Raw genomic sequence first — 22,572 nt, 5'->3', positions numbered from 1 at the left:
TATAAAAGAGCGAATTTAAATTGAAGTGTTTGGAGAATTTGCATGAAAATGAAAATAATTTGCATGCTGATGATGATCGGAATGCCGGGGATTGCATTGGCCGGTTCGAACGCCGCCGATATCGAAGCGCTTCAATCTCAACTGAAAGAGTTGAAGAAAGAGGTGAATGCGATGAAGGCGGCGCTGGCGGCGAAATCGTCCGGTGCATCTTCAGGCGCCGCCGAGCAGCCAACACCTGTCGTCGATTCGTCTTCGCCCGACTACGGCAAGGCGCCTGCCCAGCTGACCAATAACGACGTTAGCGAGATCCGGCAGCAGATCGCCAGTTCGCAGCTCAAGGTCGAGACGCTGACCGATGCCGCCAGCACCGGACCCATTGCGGGTTTGTCCGTGACCGGGTACATCGATCCGTCCTATCTCTACAATCGTGCGGCAGGAACGTCATCGTTCGTGTTCGCCAATCACGACCGTAGCTACAGCTACTTCAATAGTACGTTTGGCGATGCCTATCTGGATATCAAGAAGACCTTCGGCGTAGGGCCAATGGCGCCCTCTGCGGAAATCTCGCTATTGCCCAACCGAGGCGCTGGCGGGCTTTTCATGGACGAGCACGGCAACAGCGGTGTCAATATCCTGAACACGGCGTTCATTACGGTGCCGGTGACACCGACAACCAGCGTGGTCGCGGGGATGATGCCGAGCTTCGGTGGCTATGAAGTTCAGCAATCGAACCAGATGCTGACGCTGACGCACAACTTGCTGTACGACTTTTCGGATCCGGGCAGTTACATCGGCGCGGGAATTAACTACCTGAGCGCGGACGGCCACTGGTCGTGGAAGTTCTTGCTCGCGAACGAGCAGTACCGTACGGCCGGTTCGGTCACACAGATCGGCACGAATGCGCTGGGCGACGCGATTACGTCGAGCAACAGAATGCCGACGTTCACGGCGCGGGTCGACTACACGAAAGGCACTGCGCTCGATATCGGCGGCTCGTTCAATATCGGTCGCCAGACGCTGTATTCCGGCTTGGACGGTAACGGCAATCCGGTGTACGGAGTCGGCGGCGTCGCGCCCAGCCCCTACGGTACGTATTTCTTCGCCGAAGCGGATGCGACCTATACGCTCGCCGACGTCCAGTACAACGCCGAATTCGACTACGGGCAACAACAGAATGCCGCGTTCAACGGCGGCCAGGCGCAATGGTACGGCTTGTCGTTGCTGGGGCATCGAAAATTCAACGTGCCGCTGCTCGGCCGTATCGGCGTGACCGCGCGTTATGACCTGCTCGTCAATACGAAGAACGGCGGCGGCGGTGGCGGGATCGCTCAGAACGCGAACGGCATGGATACTGCCGACGGCTTCGGTATCGGTGCGAGTTGCCTCGCGAACTCGAAAGCCAACGGCGGCCTGGGCTTCGAGTGCAAGGGCGCGGCGCATCAGGACGTGGCGCTGGATCTGCTGTTGTATCCGACCCAACAGACCATCGTGAAGATCGAATATCGCCACGACTGGGCGACGCAGGACGTATTCCTGCACGGCAACGGATCGTATAGCAAGTCGAACGACATCATCGCGACGCAGTTCATCTACACGTTCTGATTGTTTAGACCGCGGTTGTGTTGTTCGGTGATATCGAATGTGCCGCCGTCGTTCTCTCTTTATTCCTATGCTCCGGCTCTCGAACCAGTCTCATGCCGCATCGTATTACGCGGCGACCGTCAACGACACGACTCGACATGCACCGCTCACCGGAACGCTACAGGTGGACGTGTGCGTGATCGGCGCCGGATTGACGGGAATTTCCACGGCGCTGAATCTCTCGGAACGTGGATATCGCGTTGCGGTGCTCGAGGCATCGAAGGTCGGCTGGGCCGCGAGCGGCCGCAACGGCGGGCAGTTGATCGGTGGCTATGCGTGTGGCATGGATACCTTCGCCAGGCATATGTCCGCCGAGGACGTGGCGCGCGTCTGGGCAATGGGGTTAGAGGGCGTCGACATCGTCAGGGAGCGCGTCGCGAATCATCGAATCGACTGCGATCTGCGTTTCGGCTATTTGCATGTCGCCAACAAGCCGCGCGACGTCGTCGCGCTACGACAGTGGTGCTATGAAGTGAAACGACGCTTCGGCTACGACAAGTTGCGCTACATCGAGAGCGGCCTGATGCGTGACTATGTGCAATCCTCACGATATAGAGGCGGCCTGTTCGATCCGCATAGCGGCCATTTGCATCCGCTCAATTACACGCTCGGCCTTGCGCGCGCGGCACGCGAGGCCGGGGCGCAAATATTCGAGGACACGTGTGCCACGCGCATACGCGATGAAGGTGGTGCTCACGTGATCGAAACGGCCGGCGGGACGGTGCGCGCCGGGTTCGTCGTGCTGGCGGGCAATACCTGGCTAGGCCGGTTGGCCCCTGACCTGTCGCGCAAGATCATGCCGGTCGGGACGTACGTGATTGCGACTGAGCCGCTCGATCCCGTACGTGCGACTGCGTTGATGCCAGCGCAGGCGGCCATCTGCGATAGCCGCTATGCACTCGATTATTTTCGCCCGACACCCGACGGTCGCGTGCTTTGGGGAGGGAAGGTAAGCTATTCGACGGGCGAGCCGGCTCATCTCGGGGAAGCGATGCGTCGCGATATGTTGAAAACCTTTCCTCAGCTCGAGGATGTCAAGGTCGACTATGCGTGGGGCGGCCTGGTCGACATCACGATGAACCGGGCACCGCATTTCGGCCGCATCGCACCGACCGTCTATTTCGCGCAGGGATTTTCGGGGCATGGTTTGAACGTGACCGGCCTGGTAGGCAAGCTGATCGCTGAGGCGATCGGTACGCAGGCAGAGCGGTTCGATTTGTTCGGCAAGATTCGCCACCGTAATTTCCCGGGCGGGCGCCTATTGCGGACGCCGATGCTTGCGTTGGGGATGACTTGGGCAAAGATCAGGGATCTGGTATGACGCGTGGCAGGCTGCATGCAAGGACGTAACCTCGACAATCGAGATCAATCTATGGCTAATCAGCTTCACACACCCATTCCCGACGCGCCCGAGCTTTGCCGGATTTCAGCGCATGAGTTGGCTCGCCGGTCGAGGTCGCCCGTCAGTGCCTCGAGCGAGCGGAGCAAATCAATCCGGCGTTGCGCGCCTTTACATCGATCGAGCGGCTCGTGTCGATCGAATGGCCGGCCGCCGAGTTTTAAACCGCGCGCCGTCCGTCCGAAGCACGGCCCCCGGAACGTTGACGTTCGCGCAAAGCGGCGTCGTGAATACCACGGAAGCAAACTGTAGCGAGATCAAGATGCGAATTGCCAATCAGAGTTTCATCGACGGGATCTGGTTCGATCCCGCGGACATACAACCGATCGACGTGGTCGACCCTTCCACCGAAGCGCCATACGCTCGACTACGGGTCGGCGGGGCAGCGGACGTCGATCGCGCCGTGGCTGCCGCAAGATGGGCGTTCTCTTTTTTTTCGGAATGGACCGTCAAGCAACGGGTCGAGCTCCTCGAGCGCGTGCTGGTGGTGTACACCGCCCGATACGACGAGGTCGCCGATATCATCAGCCGGGAGATGGGGGCGCCCATTGCCTTTTCCAGATCGATGCAGGCCGCCGTCGGAACCGCGCATCTTCAGCAGACTATCAGAGCGTTGAAGCAGTTCGAGTTCGAGAGAAAGCGCGGAACGTTGTTGGTTTCGCACGAGCCCATCGGCGTATGCGCGCTCATTACGCCATGGAACTGGCCGATCAACCAGATCGTGTGCAAAGTGGCGCCGGCTCTGGCTGCCGGATGCACGATGGTGCTCAAGCCGAGCGAGATTGCTCCGTTCAGCGCGATATTGTTCGCGGAGATCCTCGACGAGGCTGGCGTTCCGCCGGGCGTTTTCAACCTCGTTCACGGGTATGGCCACATCGTGGGCGACGCCCTCGCGCGTCATCCAGGCGTGGACATGGTTTCGTTTACGGGATCCACCCGAGCGGGAATCGAGGTGGCGAAGGCCGCAGCCGAAACGGTAAAGCGGGTACATCAGGAACTCGGCAGCAAAAGCCCCAACATCATCTGTTCCGATGTGGACCTGACGGACGCGGTTACTCGTGGGGTCAAGGCTTGCTTCAGCAACAGCGGGCAATCGTGCAACGCGCCGACACGGATGCTGGTGCCCGCCGATCTCATGCGCACCGCCGAAGATATCGCTCGGGCTGAAGCGGAAGCGACCTTGGTGGGCCATCCCGGCGCCGAGAGCTCGGAGCTCGGGCCCGTGGTGAGCCGCGTGCAGTATGAGCGCATCCAGCGGTTCATCGAGCTAGGGATCGACGAGGGCGCGACGCTGATTGCCGGCGGACTGGGGCGGCCCGCCGGACTGGAAACGGGCTTCTATGTCCGGCCGACCGTCTTTTCGAATGTGCTGCCCACCATGTCGATCGCGCGCGAAGAAATATTCGGTCCGGTTCTCTCGATCATGAGTTACGAGTCCGAGGAGGAAGCCATCTCCATCGCCAATGACAGCGCGTATGGGCTGGCTGCTTACGTCCAGTCGCAGAACCTGGAGCGTGCGCATCGGATAGCGAAGCGTTTGCGCGTCGGGAACGTGCATATCAATTACCCGCCGTGGGATCCTGCCGCGCCGTTCGGCGGTTACAAACAGTCAGGAAACGGCCGGGAGTATGCCGAATTCGGTCTCGAGGAGTTCCTGGAGATCAAAGGCACGACAAGCGCGCCTTGTTGAGTGGTCCGGCGCTAACGGGAAAGGCGATTGCGACGATGAGCGAATTCGAACTGAATCGGGACTATCTGAAGGCGCTGATGGACGAGACCGTCCCCAGGCAGCAGGCATTCACCGATGACGAGTACGCGTTGCGCCTGGCAAAGCTTCGCATGGCGATGGAGCGGCAGCGAGTCGACGTAGTGCTGCTGTCGTCACCGGAGTCGCAGTGCTGGCTTCACGGTTATCAAGCGCGGTGGTACCGCACCGGTTCGACGACGGCCTGGCCGCCGTGCAGCTTCACGGCCGTTCACCAGGATAAAGGCGGCATGATCGTGTTTGACTCGGCCGATCACGCGCGGCTGCTCGGCTTCACCTCGATTGCCACCGATATCCGGCATTTCGACGATCCTGAATGTCCGGAAACCGCCGACCCGAGCTTGAACGGTGTGCATGGGTCCGTGGTGAAGGCGCTTACCGCCGAAGGCTGGATGTCTGGTACGTGCGGCATCGAGATGTGGACGCCTCGACAGAACGCGGCAACTACTGGGCACTTGATGGCAATGCTGAAGAATTGTGATCTCGACGTGCAGGACGTGTCCGTCATGTTGCGCGATCTTCAGCACATCAAGTCGCCGGCCGAGATCGAGGTAATTCGGGAGGCCTCGCGGATTCTGGACGCCGGCTACGCGCACCTGCTGTGCAAGGTGCATCCGGAGATGACCGAGATCCAGGTATGGGCGGAACTGGAGTGGGCCATGGCCCAGGCGGGTGGCGAAACCAGCGGGTTGCACAACACCGTCTCGCGCACGCGTAGCTACTGCCATGCGCTGTCCAGCACCCGCGTCATCGGCGCAGGCCCGCTCCTCGTCGACCCGTGCGGCGTCAAGCATCGCTACCATGCGAACACCGCACGCCAGTTCTATCTGGGGGATCCGTCGAAGGATCTCGAGGGTGCCAGTACGATCGCCGCCGGTGCGGTCGAACTTCTGATAAGCGTGGCAACGGTAGGCACCTCGTTCGCGACGATCAGTGCCGAACTGCGGAAATACTATCAATCGTTCGGCGTGTGGGATCTGCGCGACTGGATCGGCGGCTATCAGCTCGGCATCGCTTTTCCCCCCGACTGGGTGGGCGAGTTCAATTGGAATGTCGAGTTCGATGAGCATGAGAAGTATGTCGAGCACGGGCTCGTCACCAACTTCGAGAGTTTCGTCGGGGGCGCCGGGCTCATCGAAACGATCGTCTTCCTCGACGAGGGTGCCGAGGTTCTGTCCAACGTGCGCAACACGCTCCTGGTCATCGACGGCAAGCCCGGGTCGACGATCAATCCTCATGGGTAGGTCGAGCCTGTCCAGCTACCCATTCATCGAGTAGTAGTGCGTACATCTGGGGACGTAATGAAGATCGGATATGCACGTGTATCAACAGAAGAACAATTTCTCGATCTTCAGCTTTCGGCACTGAAGCATGTCGGGTGCGATCCAATCTTCTCCGACCACGGCGTATCCGGAACTCGAAAGGATCGGCAGGGGCTCAATCGCGCGCTGTCCAGTCTTGCGCGCGGCGATACGCTTGTCGTCTGGCGGCTCGATCGGCTCGGGCGTTCGTTGAGTCAACTCGTCATTTTAATGAGCAGCCTTCGCGACCGCGGTGTCCATTTCGCCTCGTTGAATGAATCGATCGACACCGACTCGCCGACGGGTATGTTCATGTTCCATATGATCGCGGCGCTGGCTGAATTCGAACGCGCTCTTATAAGCGAACGGACCAAAGCCGGCATGGCAGCGGCCCGCCATCGCGGCAGCAAGCCGGGACGACCGCGCGCGTTGAGCGTGCAGGCGGTTGCCGAGGCGAAGGATCTGGTTAAAACCTATCCAGAGGCATTCGTCGCCAAGCATTTCGGCGTGCATGTCAAGACACTTCGCTCCGCACTGTATCCGCAGCAGACGGAACAACCAGCTTCCTGAATTTTTGCGCTGATTCACCTCCGGCCGACGTTCTGTGAGTCATTTCTGCCGGCCTGCTTGAGCCGACGCAATGTTCGTGGATGCACGTGGAACTGCTTCGCGACTTCCGTTGTGGAGTGCGTTTCGAGCAGCTTGAGCGCCTGCGTCCGCTGTGGCGCCGTCAGTGCGCGCCTGCGTCCGAGGATGGTGCCTCTTTGTTTGGCCGCGGCCATGCCCGCCTTGGTCCGTTCACTGATCAGCGAACGCTCGAACTGAGCGAGCGCCGCCATCATGTGAAAGATCAGTGTGCCGCCAGGCGATTCCGTGGAAATGGCCTCGGTAACTGATTCGAAGCGTATCCCCCGTTTTTCCAGCGATGTGACGAGATCCACCAGCTTGGGCAGCGAGCGTCCGAGGCGATCGAGCCGCCAGACGACAAACGTATCGCCCGGCTTCAGACGTCGCAATGCCTTGTCGAGACCCGGCCGGTTGAAGTCCGCGCCGGAAATGCCCTTGTCTGTTTCGACGAACCGGCATCCTGCTAGCGCCAGAGCATCCTCTTGCAGGCCCAGGTTTTGTTCTTCCGTCGATACGCGCGCGTAACCGATTTTCATTGAGATCTCCGATCGGAATGGATGGATGGCGACTCGCCTCCGAGAGCGTGCGGTCGCATGCGAAAGATGGAGAGTCGGCTGTCTAAAAGCCGGGGTGCCAGTGTCCGGAGACAGCGGGGTAGGCGGAATTTTTCAGCGGACAAACGTTCGCGCGAACATGACGAATACCGCCGCGATTCGCTCGTCACGAAGAAGTCAACCGCCTTGAATGGGGCGGAAACCTTGCGCAGGCCTTGTGCAAAGAATTGTCAAATGGAGCGTCATTGTAGTGGACAAAATGGTTCCTTTTTGTCCATCCAGCAGCGTGCAGCTGTGCCCCTTCTCCATCAAGGCCTTGAGTCAATACCCCTACGGTCAGACACAGCTTTACTCAAAGGAACGTTTTTTTCCGTCGTGACGGTTGCGTGCGACTTCTCTCATGGTGTGAGAAGGGCGATATCGACGCATGGCTTGGCCTTGTTCGTGGAATGGAGAAACGGCGGGTGATCCGTTTCTCGATTTTGGGGGCTATCGATCGCGGGACATGGTTGTCGGCTGGTTTGCGTTCGGGGTCCTCGCATCTTTCCGAAACAAGGCGATGCGTCGTTCCTGCGTTGCTTTCTGGAGCCGTAATAAATCGCCTTTGTCCATTCATGGACACTGTCCGCGTGCCTGCGTGAATTCTTGTGAGAGAGGCACGCTGGATTGCGTGTGTGTCGGATTTATTTCTTATTGATTGAATTTTTATTTGTCTGAATTTGTCGGCGTCGCTTGAGCCGAGACATGGATATTTAATAATCCAGGGGTCATATAATGAATCGTATTTACCGGACCATATGGAATGAGGCGCTGGGTGCATGGGTGGCGGCCTCGGAGCTGGACTCGGCGCATGGCAAGGGCGGGCGCTCGGCGACAACAACGGTAGTCGCGCTGGCAATCGGTCTGCTGTTGGCGGGCGGAATGAATGCGGCCAATGCGGTGACTTATCCGCCTAACGGTTCAAGCACCAACACCTGTAACACGGGTGCAAGCACTTTCCTGGGACGATCGTTTGCTGCCGAGGTGAATCCGGTAGACGGGTCCGGGACTTACTCCAACGTGATTGGATGTAGCGCGAACGGGGGAGGTTATCAAGGTCCGAATACTGGGGTGACGTTGTTCGGTTCATATACCACGGCGACAGGCAACGGGGCCGTGGCGATCGGCATGGCCGGATTGGCCGGCAACCTCGGTACGACCGTCGGCATTTTTTCGACCGCGTCGGGTACGTCGAGTTCGGCGTACGGCGCGAACGCGACGGCCTCCGGCAATTACGCGTCGGCGTTCGGTGCTGCCGCATCCGCGACGAATACGGGTTCGGTCGCGATTGGAGATAACGCCACTTCCGGAGCGGTCTCGGCAGCGACGAACGGTATCGCGATCGGTGGGCAAGCATCGGTGGCCGCCGCGGCGACGTCGGGTATTGCTATTGGCCGTGGTGCTACCGCGAGCGGCGCCTATGGCATCGCGCAAGGCGACGGGACGATCGCGGGGGCGACCGGGCAGAACGTGGCCATCGGTTCCGGGGGAACGACCGCCGATAGTTCCACGGCGGCTGGCGGCGCCGTGGCGATCGGGCGCGGACAAACGGCCAGCGGCAACGGCGCGGTGGCGATCGGCGATCCGAATGCCGCGATCGGGACTGGGGCGGTTGCAGCCGGTGCAAACAACAATGCAACCGGGCAGGGCGCGGTCGCGCTCGGCAACGCGAATACGGCAACCGGCCAGGGCTCTGTTGCGCTGGGCAACAGCGGAACGGCTTCCGCGGCAGGCGGCGTGGCACTCGGCGACACCGCGGTGGCCAGTGCAGCCAATGCCCAGGCGCTCGGTTCGGGATCGATCGCGAATGTGGCGGGATCGGTTGCGCTGGGATCGGGGGCTGTCACGGCGGGGACGGCCACGTCGGCCACGGGCGGCACGGGGGCGGTCAGCAGCACGACGATCGATAGCCAGACCTTCGGGACCTACGCAGGCGCCAATGCGTCGGCTGGGGTTGTCAGTGTTGGGTCGCCCGGCGCGGAACGGCGGGTTCAGAACGTCGCGGCGGGTTTGGTCGGTGCGGCGAGCACGGATGCGATCAATGGCAGCCAACTCTACGCCGTGGCGAGTACGACCACGTCGAGCATCTCGTCGCTGTCGACGTCGACTTCGACGGGCATCAACTCGTTGTCCACCGGCATCAGTTCGGCTAACAGCTCGGTCACCTCACTGTCGACTTCGACGTCGACTGGCCTGTCGTCGGCGAATAGCTCGATCACGTCGTTGTCCACGTCGACCTCGACCGGCATCAATTCGTTGTCCACCGGCATCAGCTCGGCCAACAGCTCGGTGACTTCGCTGTCGACTTCCGCGTCGACGGGTCTGTCGTCGGCGAATAGCTCGATTACGTCGTTGTCGACGTCTACTTCGACCGGCATCAACTCGCTGTCCACCGGCATCAGCTCGGTCAACAGCTCGGTGACTTCGCTGTCGGCTTCGACGTCGACGGGCCTTTCATCGGCGAATAGCTCGATCACGTCGCTGTCCACGTCGACTTCGACGGGCATCAACTCGTTGTCCACCGGTATCAGTTCGGCTAACAGCTCGGTGACTTCGCTGTCGACTTCCGCGTCGACGGGTCTGTCGTCGGCGAATAGCTCGATTACGTCGTTGTCGACGTCTACTTCGACCGGCATCAACTCGCTGTCCACCGGCATCAGCTCGGTCAACAGCTCGGTGACTTCGCTGTCGACTTCGACGTCGACCGGCCTTTCATCGGCGAATAGCTCGATCACGTCGCTGTCGACGTCGACTTCGACTGCGATCCAAGCGGCCAAGACGCATTACTACAGCGTCAACGACAACGGCACGCAACAGGGCAACTACAACAACGACGGCGCCACCGGAATCAACGCGCTCGCAGCCGGTGTCAATGCGTCGGCGACCGGAAGTGGCGACACGGCAGTAGGCTACGGCGCTACAGCAAGTGGCGGCGCGTCGCTTGCGTTGGGACAGTCTGCCACGGCCGGCGGCGCGGGCAGTGTGGCTGCGGGAAGTGGCGCGCAAGCGGTGGGGCCTGGCAGCGTGGCCGTGGGTCAGAATGCGGGAAGTGGCGGGGTGGCCGGTAACTCCGGTAATACAGCGGTTGGACCGCTTGCCGGCCAGAATGTGACCGGTACGATCAATTCGGCATTCGGCTTCAACGCGGGCAACAACGTATATGGCCAGAACAACAGCGCGTTCGGCGCGGGTGCTGGTGATAGCGTGGGCAGTTCGACCGCAGCGGCCAGTTACAACACCGCGGTGGGTACGTCCGCGGGCAACAATGTAACGAGCAATCACAACGTCGCCATCGGCGACAGCAGCGGTTCGAATGTGTCCGGCGGAGACAACAACTTTGCTGCTGGGAGCACGGCCGGGACCACCGTGGTTGGCGCGAACAACGTTGCGTTGGGATTCCAGGCCGGACAAAACGTGACAGGCAGCAACAACATTGCCATCGGTCGAAGGGCCGGCAACGGCGTCGCGGCGAGCGATACGATCTCCCTGGGCAATTCGGCGTCCGCGTCACAGAGCACGGCGATTGCGCTGGGCAGGAATGCGCAAGCCGGTGCATCCGCCGGAGACGTTGCGCTCGGTGCCGGATCGGTTACCGCTGCACCGAATCCGACGTCGAGCGCCGTCATCGGGGGCGCGACCTATTCGTTCGCGGGAACCAACCCGCAGAGCGTTGTCAGTGTCGGCGCGTCGGGTGCTGAACGGCAAGTCACCAATGTTGCGGCCGGACGAATCTCGGCGTCCAGTACCGATGCGATCAACGGTTCGCAGCTTTATGCAACCGACACGGCGCTCAATTCGCTGTCGACGACCGTTTCGTCGTCGACAGGTGAAATCGCCTCGTTGTCCACAGGCCTGAGTTCGACCAACAGTTCGGTGACTTCGTTGTCGACCTCGACTTCGACGGGTCTGTCGTCGGCGAACAGCTCGATCACGTCGTTGTCGACTTCGACCTCGACCGGCTTGTCGTCGGCGAATAGTTCGATCACCTCGCTGTCGACTTCGACCTCGACTGGCCTGTCGTCAGCGAATAGCTCGATCACGTCGCTGTCGACCTCGACCTCGACTGGCTTGTCGTCGGCGAATAGTTCGATCACATCGCTGTCGACTTCGACCTCGACTGGCCTGTCGTCGGCGAATAGCTCGATCACGTCGCTGTCCACGTCGACCTCGACCGGCCTGTCGTCCGCAAACAGCTCCATCACGTCGTTGTCGACTTCGACATCGACGGGCCTGTCGTCGGCGAACAGCTCGATCGATTCGCTGTCGACTTCGACTTCGACTGGCCTGTCTTCGGCCAACAGCTCGATCACGTCGCTGTCGACTTCGACCTCGACGGGTCTGTCGTCGGCGAACAGCTCGATCACCTCGTTGTCGACTTCGACTTCGACGGGCCTGTCTTCGGCCAACAGCTCCATCACGTCGTTGTCGACTTCGACCTCGACCGGCCTGTCGTCCGCAAACAGCTCCATCACGTCGTTGTCGACTTCGACCTCGACGGGTCTGTCGTCGGCAAATAGCTCGATCACCTCGCTCTCGACTTCGACGTCGACCGGCTTGTCGTCGGCAAACAGCTCGATCACATCGTTGTCCACGTCGACGTCGACCGGCATCAGTTCGCTCTCCACCGGTCTGAGCTCGACCAACAGTTCAGTGACATCGCTGTCGACCTCGACTTCGACCGCGATCCAGGCCGCGAAGACGCACTATTACAGCGTCAACGACAACGGCACGCAGCAGGGCAATTACAACAATGACGGGGCGACGGGCGTCAACGCGCTTGCCGCTGGAACGAATGCGAGCGCATCGGGCGTGAGCAGCGTCGCGGTTGGGGATGGCTCGCATGCTGCGTCGGACGGGGCGGTTGCGATCGGCCAGGAAGCATCGGCGACAGGTGGCAAGGCCGTGTCGATCGGCGTCGCGAACACCGCGAGCGGCGATGGCGCGGTGGCGATAGGCGATCCGAGCGTCGCGACGGGTACCGGCGCGGTGGCGATGGGAGCAAACAATACGGCGACCGGAAGCGGCGCAGTGGCGCTGGGCAATGCCAATACGGCGATCGGCGACGGCTCGCTTGCGTTGGGCAACGCTTCGACGGCAGGCGCAGCTGGCTCGGTGGCCTTCGGTGCGAATGCGATTGCCAAGAACGCCAACGATGTTGCCCTCGGTTCGGGATCGGTCACGGGGCCGTCGAATCCGACAAGTGGCGCCACGATAGGCACGACGACGTATGGCAATTTTGCCGGGACGACGCCCTCTAGCGTGGTGAGCGTCGGCGTGCCTGGCGCGGAACGCCAGATTACCAATGTCGCGGCGGGTCAAGTCACGTCGTCCAGTACGGATGCAATCAACGGTAGTCAGCTTTATTCGGTAGCAAGCACGACCATTTCAAGTATCGAGTCCCTGTCGACGTCGACATCGACAGGTATCGGCTCGCTTTCTACCGGACTGTCGAGCACGAATAGCGCGGTGACGTCGCTTTCGTCGACACTGTCGTCGTCCAATAGCGCGATCACGTCGCTTTCGACCGGATTGAGTTCAACCGCCAGCTCGGTCACCTCGCTGTCGACTTCCACGTCGACGGGGCTGTCGTCGGCGAATAGCTCGATCACGTCGTTGTCCACGTCGACGTCGACGGGCCTCTCGTCGGCAAACAGCTCGATCACCTCGCTGTCGACCTCCACGTCGACCGGCCTGTCGTCGGCGAACAGCTCGATCACCTCGCTGTCGACCTCGACCTCGACGGGCCTCTCGTCCGCGAACAGCTCGATCACGTCGCTGTCCACGTCGACCTCGACCGGCTTGTCGTCGGCTAACAGTTCGATCGATTCGCTGTCGACTTCGACGTCGACCGGCCTGTCGTCGGCGAATAGCTCGATCACGTCCCTGTCCACGTCGACTTCGACCGGCTTGTCGTCGGCCAATAGCTCGATCACCTCGCTGTCGACGTCGACCTCGACCGGCCTGTCGTCGGCTAACAGCTCGATTACCTCGCTGTCGACCTCGACGTCGACCGGCCTGTCGTCGGCTAACAGCTCGATTACCTCGCTGTCGACTTCGACCTCGACGGGTCTGTCGTCGGCCAATAGCTCGATCACGTCGTTGTCGACCTCAACGTCGACCGGCTTGTCGTCGGCTAACAGCTCGATTACCTCGCTGTCGACCTCCACCTCGACGGGCCTGTCGTCGGCGAACAGCTCGATCGGCTCCCTGTCGACTTCAACGTCGACGGGCCTCTCCTCGGCGAACAGCTCCATTACGTCCCTGTCCACGTCGACTTCGACCGGCTTGTCGTCGGCCAATAGCTCGATCACGTCGCTGTCGACTTCGACTTCGACCGGCCTCTCGTCGGCTAACAGTTCCATCACGTCGCTGTCCACGTCGACCTCGACGGGCCTGTCGTCGGCAAACAGCTCCATCACGTCGCTGTCCACGTCGACTTCGACGGGTCTGTCGTCGGCAAACAGCTCCATCACGTCGCTGTCGACTTCGACTTCGACGGGTCTGTCGTCGGCAAACAGCTCCATCACGTCCCTGTCCACGTCGACCTCGACGGGCTTGTCGTCCGCGAACAGCTCCATCACGTCGCTGTCCACGTCGGCCTCGACCGGCCTCTCGTCGGCAAACAGCTCGATCACCTCGCTGTCCACGTCGACTTCGACGGGTCTGTCGTCCGCGAATAGCTCGATCACCTCGCTCTCGACCTCGACGTCGACGGGCCTCTCGTCGGCAAACAGCTCGATCACCTCGCTGTCGACCTCCACGTCGACCGGCCTGTCCTCGGCTAACAGCTCGATCACCTCGCTGTCGACTTCGACCTCGACCGGCCTGTCATCCGCGAACAGCTCGATCACCTCGCTGTCCACGTCGACTTCGACGGGTCTGTCGTCCGCGAACAGCTCGATCACGTCGCTGTCCACGTCGACCTCGACCGGCTTGTCGTCGGCTAACAGTTCGATCGATTCGCTGTCGACTTCCACGTCGACCGGCTTGTCATCCGCGAACAGCTCGATCACGTCGCTGTCCACGTCGACTTCGACGGGTCTGTCGTCGGCCAACAGCTCGATCACGTCGCTCTCGACCTCGACCTCGACCGGCCTGTCGTCGGCGAACAGCTCCATCACCTCGCTGTCCACGTCGACTTCGACTGGCATCAACTCGTTGTCGACCGGCCTGAGCAGCACGAACAGCTCGGTGTCGTCTTTGTCGACCTCAACGTCGACGGGTCTGTCCTCGGCTAACAGCTCGATCACGTCCCTGTCCACCTCGGCCTCGACCGGCATCAACTCGCTGTCCACCGGTCTGAGCAGCACGAACAGCTCGGTGTCGTCGCTGTCGACCTCCACGTCGACGGGCTTGTCGTCCGCCAACAGCTCGATCACCTCGCTGTCGACCTCGACCTCGACCGGCCTGTCCTCGGCAAACAGCTCGATCACGTCCCTGTCGACCTCGACTTCCACCGGCATCAGCTCGCTGTCCACCGGCCTGAGCAGCACGAACAGCACGATCCTGTCCCTGTCGACCTCGACGTCGACCGGCATCGGCTCGCTGTCCACCGGCCTGAGCAGCACGAACAGCTCGGTGTCGTCTCTGTCGACCTCGACCTCGACCGCGATCAACGCCGCGAAGACGCACTACTACAGCGTCAACGACAACGGCGTGCAGCAAGCCAACTACGACAACACGGGCGCCACCGGCACCAACGCCCTCGCCGCCGGCGTGAACGCCAGCGCGGCGGGCGCCAGCAGCGTGGCAGTCGGCGACGGCTCGAACGCGCAGACGGCGGGCGCAGTCGCGATCGGCCAGAACGCCTCGGCAACGGGCGGCAAGGCGGTATCGATCGGCTCCGGCAACACGGCGTCCGGCGACGGCGCGGTCGCGATCGGCGACCCGAGCATCGCGACGGGCACCGGCGCGGTGGCGATGGGCGCGAACGACACGGCGACCGGCAACGGCGCAGTGGCGCTCGGCAACGCGAACACGGCAACCGGCGCCAGCGCGCTCGCCCTCGGCAGCTCGAACCAGGCCACCGCGGACAACACGATCGCGCTGGGCAGCCAGGCCACGGCCAGCGCCACCGGCGCACAGGCCTACGGCTCGGCCGCCAAGGCCACGGCCGCCGACGCGCTCGCCTTCGGCACGAACGCGCAAGCGAACGTCGCGAACTCGATCGCACTCGGCGCCAACTCGGTCACGGCCGCGGCAGTCGGCACCTCGGGCGCCACGATCGGCGGTGTCACGTACTCCTTCGCGGGCAGCTCGCCGGTCGGCGTGGTCAGCGTCGGCGCACCGGGCCAGGAACGCCAGGTCACGAACGTCGCCGCGGGCCGGATCTCGGCCACGAGCACGGACGCGATCAACGGCAGCCAGCTGAACGCGACGAACAACGCGATCAACACGCTGTCGACGTCCACCGCGTCGAACGTCGCGTCGCTGTCGACCGGCATCAACTCGCTGTCGACCGGCCTGAGCACGACGAACAGCAACGTGGCATCGCTGTCCACGTCGACCTCGACCGCGATCAACTCGCTGTCGACGGGCCTCAGCACGACGAACAGCAACGTCAACTCGCTGTCGACGTCGACCTCGACGGGCATCGGTTCGCTGTCCACCGGCCTGAGCACGACGAACAGCAACGTGGCGTCGCTGTCGACCGGCGTGAACAACATCAACAACACGCTGAACTCGCTGTCGACGACGATCAACAACAACACGACGCGTGCGGTGAACAACAACGGCATCGCGGCCGACATGAACGGCAAGGGCACCGACGTCCCGACCGTCACCGCCGGCTCGAACTCGGTGGCGATCGGTGCAGGTTCGAACGACGGTGGTCGCTCGAACGTGGTGTCGGTCGGCAGCGACCAGCAGCAGCGCCAGATCACGAATGTCGCGCCGGGTACACAAGGCACCGACGCGGTGAACGTGAACCAGCTGACGCAGGTGCAGACGACGCTGTCGACGGCACTGTCGGGCCAGCAGGCGCAGATCAACTCGCTGGGTTCGCAACTGCAGCAGACCGACCAGATGGCGAAGCAGGGTATCGCGGCCGTCGGCGCGATGGCGTCGATCCCGCAGCTCGATCGCGACGCCAACTTCGGGATGGGCGTGGGCACGTCGACCTTCCTCGGCCAGAAGGCGATGGCGGTCAACATGCAGGCGCGCATCACGGAGAACCTGAAGGCGTCGATCAACGGCGGCTTCAGCGGCGGTCAGAAGGTGATCGGCGCCGGCATGCTGTACCAGTGGAAGTAACGCGTCGCGCCGCCCGCCGCCCGGCTCGCCAGCCGGACGGCCTGCGGCCCCGACAGCAGGACGGGCCCGCCGCACACCCTGCGGCGGGCCCGGTCAACCCAAGCTTTAAGGACGTTACCGTGAACAAACTCGCTCTTGCGCTCGCGCTTTCCGCAACGGCCCTCGCCGCGTGCTCGACCGCCTCCGGCCCGACCTTCAGCGCCTCCGAACTGCAGCCGCGCGACGGCGTGCGCACGTTCCAGGTGGACTGCCACGGCCTGCTGTCGGGCCCGCAGACCTGCATGAAGGCTGCCCGAAAGATCTGCGGCGACGAGCCCGTGCGCGCCGTCGATTCGGCCCGCGCGCTGCGCGACAAATCCGATCCGGCCACGCTGGTCTTCCAGTGCGGCGCGGCGCCGGCACCTGTTGTTCGAGCGGCTGTACCGGAAACGCCCGCACCGGTGACGGTACCGGTCGAGCACCTGAGACTGTCGGGCGACACGTTGTTCGCAACTGGTCAGGCTGCTCTCACGCCGACGGCCCGTGCGTCGCTTGACAAGCTCCTTGGCGAACGCGAAGACATTACCTACTCGCAGGTGGCCGTCACCGGCTACACGGATTCCGTCGGCAGCGACGCCTATAACCTCGCGCTATCGCAGCGCCGTGCGCAGTCCGTGGCGAGCTATTTGAAGGCACAGGGATTGAGGGGCGGCTCATGGTCGGTCACGGGCCGCGGCAAGGTCGATCCGGCTGCGACCAACGCGACGCCAGAGGGCCGCGCCAGCAATCGGCGTGTCGAAATTTCGCTCATTCGATAGCCGGCTACGCAGTCGATGCATTTGAGATCGAGGCTGGTCGCATTTGAATGTTTTGTACCTTGAACCTGAAAGTCCTCGGGGTGCATTTGCGCGATGACATGTCGCGCCTTTTTATTCGACGCGTTGAGAGTGCGCGCATGTCGCTGGCGCCGAGTGTCGCCGCGACAATGACCGTTCGACCTGGATGTCGAACGTATTCGTGTTCGCCCGTCGGGTATCGGGCGGGCTTTTCGATGCCGGGTGAGAACGGGGCTCTGATATGGATGTGCGGGATGAACTGCTTGCCGGACTGGAAGAAATAGCAAACGACGAGCAATTGAATCGGGTGTTGTCGACTTTCCGGAAAAGACTGAACGCGATATTGAGTGCGGTATTCGACGAGGTGGAAAGCAAGGTCTATCTGATGGTTTACGACTACGGAGTGACGGAGGGGCTTTACGGGCCGGATTCCGCCGTCTCAGTGGGTATCAGGAAAGGCGTTGACGACGCAGTACACATATCGCCGATCCGTCTGTCATCGAACCTGCTCGGCAAGGCAGAGGAGTTGGGACGGAAGCATGGGGTGCTCATGCGCTCGATGATCGGGCACCATGCGATGCCGGCGGACAGCAAGATAGAAGCGTCGTAAGCGGGATTGGCCCGGATGACAAGGATGGCCGCCGACGTGCTTCCGTTCCTTCACGGGCAATCGTGACTGGCTTCATCAAGTTGGTTGCGTGGTGTGCGGCACATGTGCGATGGAATGACGGTTGTGTATTCAACGATGAAGGTTGTGTGGTCAACGATGTGGGAGCTTCATCTATGAAGACGTATAGCGAGTTGATCGCTGACTTCGAGAAACTGAAGCAGGATATCGACGCCGTACGCGAGTACGAGGCGAAGCTGATAGCCGAGCGGGTGTTGGCACTGCTTTCAGAAAGCGGGGTCGACATTCGGGCTATTGTCGACGGCATGCAGTCGAAACCGCGTGAGCGGAAAAGGATCAAGCCGAAGTATTGGGACCCGAAAACGGGCGTCACGTGGTCGGGGAGGGGAAGAACGCCGCGATGGCTCATCGGTAAGGATCCCGAGACGTTTCGGGTGCCGCGCGACGATGCGGACCAGTGAGCATGACGAGAGCAGGATTGTCTTGCGGCGGAATGTTGTGACCTGTCAGGCAGTGAGTCTCGCGTTGATGTTATCGGAATCCATCCAGGCTCGACGGACCGTGGCCGGAGGTTGGTAGCGAGGTGCGCTGTGGGGCCGGCGCTCGTTGTAGAACTGCCGCCAGCATTCGATGAACAGCTTTGTCTCGGCACAGTTACGGAACTATTCGCGGTTCAGCTACCAGTCGCGGAGCTTGCCGCACAAGCGCGCAAGCGTACGAGTCGCGACAGCGTCAGGATCACGTCCTGCGACCGCAGGATGGCACCGACTACGTAAGCCCCTTGTCATTCAGCGCTGTAAAGAGGAAATTCAATGTGAACGGTTCCGGTGCGCCGTCGTGGCACGAATGATGAACGCCACATTGTTGAGAAAACTGCAAGGTACGATCGCGATCCAGGATGGGCCGATATTCCTTTTCCGCCGGGTCCTTTGATCATGGCGCCATGATCGGTAATCTGGACCTATGCCTATTCCGAAACCGCGGCGCATGCGAGAGTGAAGACGTGGCGGATAGACCGCCGGACTCGCATTCGGATCCATGATGAGTGAACGCTAGTTCTTTTGGTGGAATTTCCACAATATTTGTCAGCCAAGGCGTCGCGCACCCCATGCGTGAAGCGCCGCCGAGCTGCAAGAACGGCAGCCGAGACAGCAGCGCGCGGCGCGCGCGCAGCAGCGGGCCGCTCGTGACGATCCGGTTGGCGAGTCGACCGGTGATCCCGGTGCGACACCCGGATCTTGTGGGATTCGTACAGTGCAGGCATATTGTCCGGGCGATCGGGGCCGGGCCGCGCCGGATCGTGTCGGAGATCAAAAACAGAACACGCACGCACCAACCCACGGGGTTTGCATCATGACCGACTCTCTCGATCGCAGGCGCTTCCTCAAGACGGCATTAGGCTCGGCACTCGGCCTCGGCGGCCTCGGCATGCTGCAGGCGTGCGGCGGCGATTCGGTGTCGGCCGATCCGCTCGCGCCGGTGTCCGATGCACGGATCGCGGCGGCTATCGCCCAGCTCGATCCGCTCGTGAGCGCGCTGCTCGGCAGCTCGGGCGTGCCGGGCATCGCGTTGGCCATCGTGCACGGCGGGAAGGCGCTGTTCGCGAAGGGCTACGGCGTGTGCAGCACGGTCACCGGCCAGCCCGTCGACGCCGATACGATTTTTCAGCTCGCGTCGGTCTCGAAGTCGATCGGCGCGACGGTCGTGGCGTCGCAGGTCGGCAAGGGTGTCGTGAGCTGGGACACGCGGATGCAGCAACTGATGCCGTCGTTTGCGCTGTCCGACCCGTCGGTCACGCAGATGCTGACGGTCGCCGACCTGTATGCGCACCGTTCGGGGCTGCCGGAGCATGTCGGCGATCAGCTCGAGGAACTCGGGTTCGACCAGACGACCGTGTTCAACCGGTTGCGCGAGATCCCGCTCGTCGGTTACCGAAGCCATTATGCGTATACGAACATCGGCTTGACCGCCGCGGCGATCGGCGTCGCGAACGCGGCGGGCATCGACTGGGCGACGTTGTCGGAGCAGGCCGTTTATGCGCCGCTCGGCATGACGCGCACGAGCTCGCGATACGCGGACTACCAGGCGAGCGCGAATCATGCGGTCGGGCACGTACCCGTCAACGGCGTGTTCGTGCCGGTCGTGGCGCCGCGCGATGCCGACCTGCAATCGCCGGCGGGCGGCGTGAGCTCGTCGGTCAACGATCTCGCGCGATGGATGGCGATGGTGCTGGCCGACGGCCGCGCCGGCGCGACGCAACTGATCCCCGCCGCCGCGCTGTCGCCCGTACTGTCGCCGCAGATCATGATCCGGCCGGCGAGCGCGGACGGCGCTGCTGCGTACTACGGCTACGGCTTCAACGTCGGCACGACCGCCGACGGCGGGCGGCCGATGGTCAGCCACTCCGGCGGCTTCCTGCTGGGCGCTGGTACCTTCTTCGTGCTCGTGCCGTCGCTCGACATCGGCATTGCAGTGCTGACCAACACCTGGCCGGTCGGCGTGGCGGAGGCGATCGGTTTCGCCTTCCTCGACCTGGTCCAGTACGGCGCGCAACACCGGGACTGGGCGGCCTTCGCGAAGGAGCAGACGGCCCCGCTGACCGCGCCGACCGGGTCGCTTGCCGGTGCCGCCGCGCCCGTGTCGCCCGCGCCGCCGCAAGCGCTGACCGCCTATGCGGGCACCTACGGCAACGACTACTACGGGCCGATGACGGTGAGCGTCGTCGACAACGCGCTGGTGCTGACGATCGGTGTCGGCAACGTGTCGTTCGCGTGCACGCATTGGGACGGCGACACGTTCGCGGTCAGCCCGTCGGGTGAAATGGCGCCGCCCGGTTCGAAATATACGCTCACGTTCGCCGGCACACCGCCGGCGCGCGTGACGGCCGAACTGTTCAGCGACGGCGGGCTGAACGTCTTCACCCGCTGACGGCGGCGTCGCTTCAGTACCCCGCCCCGCCACCACCCTGATCGGTGACGATCGCGACCCCCGAGCTCGTGCCGAGCCGCGTCGCGCCGGCTTCGAGCATCGCGAGTGCGGCCGCGCGATCGCGCACGCCGCCCGATGCCTTCACGCCGAGCACGGGGCCGACCGTGCGGCGCATCAGCGCGACGTCCGCGAGCGTCGCGCCGCCGTGGCCGAACCCGGTCGACGTCTTCACGAACGCGACGCCGAGATCGCGGCACATCTCGCACACGCGCACCTTCTCGTCGTCGGACAGCAGCCCCGTTTCGAGGATCACCTTGAGCGGCACCGCGCCGCATGCGCGGTGCACGGCCGCAATGTCGGCCTTCACGTCGTCGGCGCGGCCGCTCTTCAGCGCGCCGAGGTTGATCACCATGTCGATCTCGCCGGCGCCCGCGTCGATCGCGGCGGTGGCTTCGAATGCCTTCGCGGCCGACAGCCCCGCACCGAGCGGGAAGCCGACCACCGCGCAAACGAGCACGCCGGTGTCGGCCAGTTCGCGCGCGGCGAGCGGCACGTTCGCCGAATTCACGCAGACCGAGTAGAAGCGATGCTCGGCCGCCTGGCGGCAGAGTTCGCGGATCTGCGCGTCGCTCGCGTCGGGCGCGAGCAGCGTGTGATCGATGGTTTGGGCGAGTTGGGCGTTGGAAAGCGGCATGTGTCAGGACTCCACGGTTCGTATGCCGGAAGGGCACACGGAAAGTTGATGTTTTCACATCGGTTTGTTACAAATACGACATTCCGGCCGGGCCTGCGCGCCCGGCACGACGAGCGACTCACGCGACGGGCACGCAGGATACAGGCATGGAAACAAAGAAGGGCGAACGGATCAAGACATTGATGAACGTGCTGCAAGGGCAGAACGCGATTCATCTGAAGGAAGTCGCCGAGCTGTTCGGCGTGTCCGAGATGACGATCCGCCGCGATCTCGCGGACAACCCGCACGGCCTCAGCCTGATCGGCGGCTACGTGACGCGCCATTTCGCCGCGCAGCGCAGCGACATCGGCGAATACCTGATCAGCGCGGAGAACAACCGGCAGACCGAGGAGAAGCGCCGCATCGGAAAGCTGGCCGCGCAGTTCGTGACGACTGGCGACACGATCTTCGTCGACTGCGGCTCGACCACGCCGTTCATCGTCGATTTCATCCCGGACGACCTCGAGTTCACGGCGGTCTGCAACTCGCTGAACGTGTTCGCGAAGCTGCAGCAGAAGCCGCATTGCAACGTGATCCTGTGCGGCGGCGCGTATCACCGTCAGAACATGGTGTTCGAATCGGTCGCCGAAACGGGCATTCTCGACTCGGTGCGCGTGTCGAAGGCGTTCATCTCGGCGGCCGGCGTCAGCGACCGCTGCGGCGTCACGTGCTTCAACTTCCACGAAGTCGACGCGAAGAAGAAGGTGATGGCGCGCGCGCAGAACCGCTTCCTGCTCGTCGACCACACGAAGTTCGACGAAGTGCGCGCGGCCTACTTCGCCGAACTGACCGATTTCAACTACGTGATCTCCGACGGGCAACTGAGCCGCCGCTACGAAACGGCGATCCGCGAACACGGAATCGCGCTCGTGACCTGATGCCGCGCGGCC

The 22,572-nt window shown here is 62.6% G+C and carries 13 protein-coding genes and 1 pseudogene; 11 read left to right on the top strand and 3 right to left on the bottom strand.

What is annotated here, in order from left to right; all coding sequences use genetic code 11:
* Positions 1 to 42 precede the first annotated feature (42 nt).
* The 5 genes from AC5LXX_RS34475 (at position 43) to AC5LXX_RS34455 (ending at position 6,676) form a co-directional block, all read left to right on the top strand.
* A complete protein-coding gene (locus tag AC5LXX_RS34475) occupies positions 43 to 1,602 on the top strand; it encodes a DUF3138 family protein (protein WP_493413662.1) in 1,560 nt (519 codons plus the stop codon).
* A gap of 67 nt (positions 1,603 to 1,669) precedes the next feature.
* On the top strand, positions 1,670 to 2,962 hold the full coding sequence (locus tag AC5LXX_RS34470; protein ID WP_493414339.1) for an NAD(P)/FAD-dependent oxidoreductase: 1,293 nt from the start codon (positions 1,670 to 1,672) through the stop codon (positions 2,960 to 2,962).
* 340 nt (positions 2,963 to 3,302) lie between these two features.
* Positions 3,303 to 4,730 carry an aldehyde dehydrogenase family protein gene (locus AC5LXX_RS34465; protein WP_493413661.1) on the top strand — a complete coding sequence of 476 codons (1,428 nt, stop codon included), beginning with the start codon at positions 3,303 to 3,305 and terminating at the stop codon, positions 4,728 to 4,730.
* Between the two features lie 35 nt (positions 4,731 to 4,765).
* Entirely contained in the window at positions 4,766 to 6,049 is a 1,284-nt protein-coding gene (locus AC5LXX_RS34460; protein ID WP_493413660.1) for a M24 family metallopeptidase, read from the top strand.
* A gap of 57 nt (positions 6,050 to 6,106) precedes the next feature.
* A complete protein-coding gene (locus AC5LXX_RS34455) occupies positions 6,107 to 6,676 on the top strand; it encodes a recombinase family protein (RefSeq protein ID WP_493413659.1) in 570 nt (189 codons plus the stop codon).
* Between the two features lie 14 nt (positions 6,677 to 6,690).
* Here the strand turns inward: AC5LXX_RS34455 and AC5LXX_RS34450 are convergent, their stop codons facing one another.
* Positions 6,691 to 7,269: a recombinase family protein gene (locus tag AC5LXX_RS34450; protein WP_493413658.1), complete on the bottom strand. Its 579-nt coding sequence runs from the start codon at positions 7,267 to 7,269 to the stop codon at positions 6,691 to 6,693.
* Positions 7,270 to 8,061: 792 nt separating this feature from the next.
* Here AC5LXX_RS34450 and AC5LXX_RS34445 point away from each other — a divergent pair.
* The 4 genes from AC5LXX_RS34445 (at position 8,062) to AC5LXX_RS34430 (ending at position 18,482) form a co-directional block, all read left to right on the top strand.
* A complete protein-coding gene (locus AC5LXX_RS34445; RefSeq protein WP_493414338.1) occupies positions 8,062 to 16,578 on the top strand; it encodes an ESPR-type extended signal peptide-containing protein in 8,517 nt (2,838 codons plus the stop codon).
* A 119-nt stretch (positions 16,579 to 16,697) separates the two neighbouring features.
* Complete coding sequence (locus AC5LXX_RS34440) at positions 16,698 to 17,375, top strand: OmpA family protein (RefSeq protein ID WP_493413657.1); 678 nt, start codon at positions 16,698 to 16,700, stop codon at positions 17,373 to 17,375.
* 259 nt (positions 17,376 to 17,634) lie between these two features.
* Positions 17,635 to 18,003: a hypothetical protein gene (locus AC5LXX_RS34435; protein WP_493413656.1), complete on the top strand. Its 369-nt coding sequence runs from the start codon at positions 17,635 to 17,637 to the stop codon at positions 18,001 to 18,003.
* Between the two features lie 173 nt (positions 18,004 to 18,176).
* Entirely contained in the window at positions 18,177 to 18,482 is a 306-nt protein-coding gene (locus AC5LXX_RS34430) for an H-NS histone family protein (RefSeq protein WP_493413655.1), read from the top strand.
* Positions 18,483 to 18,527: 45 nt separating this feature from the next.
* Here AC5LXX_RS34430 and AC5LXX_RS34425 read toward each other — a convergent pair.
* Positions 18,528 to 18,683: pseudogene (locus tag AC5LXX_RS34425) on the bottom strand (integrase core domain-containing protein); the annotation flags it as partial.
* Positions 18,684 to 19,374: 691 nt separating this feature from the next.
* Here AC5LXX_RS34425 and AC5LXX_RS34420 point away from each other — a divergent pair.
* Entirely contained in the window at positions 19,375 to 20,949 is a 1,575-nt protein-coding gene (locus tag AC5LXX_RS34420) for a serine hydrolase (RefSeq protein ID WP_493413654.1), read from the top strand.
* A gap of 13 nt (positions 20,950 to 20,962) precedes the next feature.
* Here the strand turns inward: AC5LXX_RS34420 and deoC are convergent, their stop codons facing one another.
* Positions 20,963 to 21,643 carry a deoxyribose-phosphate aldolase gene (deoC, locus tag AC5LXX_RS34415; RefSeq protein WP_493413653.1) on the bottom strand — a complete coding sequence of 227 codons (681 nt, stop codon included), beginning with the start codon at positions 21,641 to 21,643 and terminating at the stop codon, positions 20,963 to 20,965.
* 146 nt (positions 21,644 to 21,789) lie between these two features.
* Here deoC and deoR point away from each other — a divergent pair, with 146 nt between their 5' ends.
* Positions 21,790 to 22,560 carry a DNA-binding transcriptional repressor DeoR gene (gene deoR, locus AC5LXX_RS34410; protein ID WP_059242175.1) on the top strand — a complete coding sequence of 257 codons (771 nt, stop codon included), beginning with the start codon at positions 21,790 to 21,792 and terminating at the stop codon, positions 22,558 to 22,560.
* The last annotated feature ends 12 nt before the right edge of the window (positions 22,561 to 22,572 follow it).

The sequence above is a fragment of the Burkholderia torrens genome (genome assembly GCF_984668525.1).
Note: the sequence above shows the minus strand (reverse complement) of the source record. Positions and strands in the feature narration are given on the sequence as shown.

Coding starts and splice junctions, on each gene's coding strand:
- AC5LXX_RS34470 (WP_493414339.1), top strand. CDS start 1,670: ATGCTCCGGCTCTCGAACCAGTCTCATGCCGCATCGTATTACGCGGCG.
- AC5LXX_RS34455 (WP_493413659.1), top strand. CDS start 6,107: ATGAAGATCGGATATGCACGTGTATCAACAGAAGAACAATTTCTCGAT.
- deoC (WP_493413653.1), bottom strand. CDS start 21,643: ATGCCGCTTTCCAACGCCCAACTCGCCCAAACCATCGATCACACGCTG.
- AC5LXX_RS34430 (WP_493413655.1), top strand. CDS start 18,177: ATGAAGACGTATAGCGAGTTGATCGCTGACTTCGAGAAACTGAAGCAG.
- AC5LXX_RS34465 (WP_493413661.1), top strand. CDS start 3,303: ATGCGAATTGCCAATCAGAGTTTCATCGACGGGATCTGGTTCGATCCC.
- deoR (WP_059242175.1), top strand. CDS start 21,790: ATGGAAACAAAGAAGGGCGAACGGATCAAGACATTGATGAACGTGCTG.
- AC5LXX_RS34420 (WP_493413654.1), top strand. CDS start 19,375: ATGACCGACTCTCTCGATCGCAGGCGCTTCCTCAAGACGGCATTAGGC.
- AC5LXX_RS34475 (WP_493413662.1), top strand. CDS start 43: ATGAAAATGAAAATAATTTGCATGCTGATGATGATCGGAATGCCGGGG.
- AC5LXX_RS34450 (WP_493413658.1), bottom strand. CDS start 7,269: ATGAAAATCGGTTACGCGCGCGTATCGACGGAAGAACAAAACCTGGGC.
- AC5LXX_RS34460 (WP_493413660.1), top strand. CDS start 4,766: ATGAGCGAATTCGAACTGAATCGGGACTATCTGAAGGCGCTGATGGAC.
- AC5LXX_RS34435 (WP_493413656.1), top strand. CDS start 17,635: ATGGATGTGCGGGATGAACTGCTTGCCGGACTGGAAGAAATAGCAAAC.
- AC5LXX_RS34445 (WP_493414338.1), top strand. CDS start 8,062: ATGAATCGTATTTACCGGACCATATGGAATGAGGCGCTGGGTGCATGG.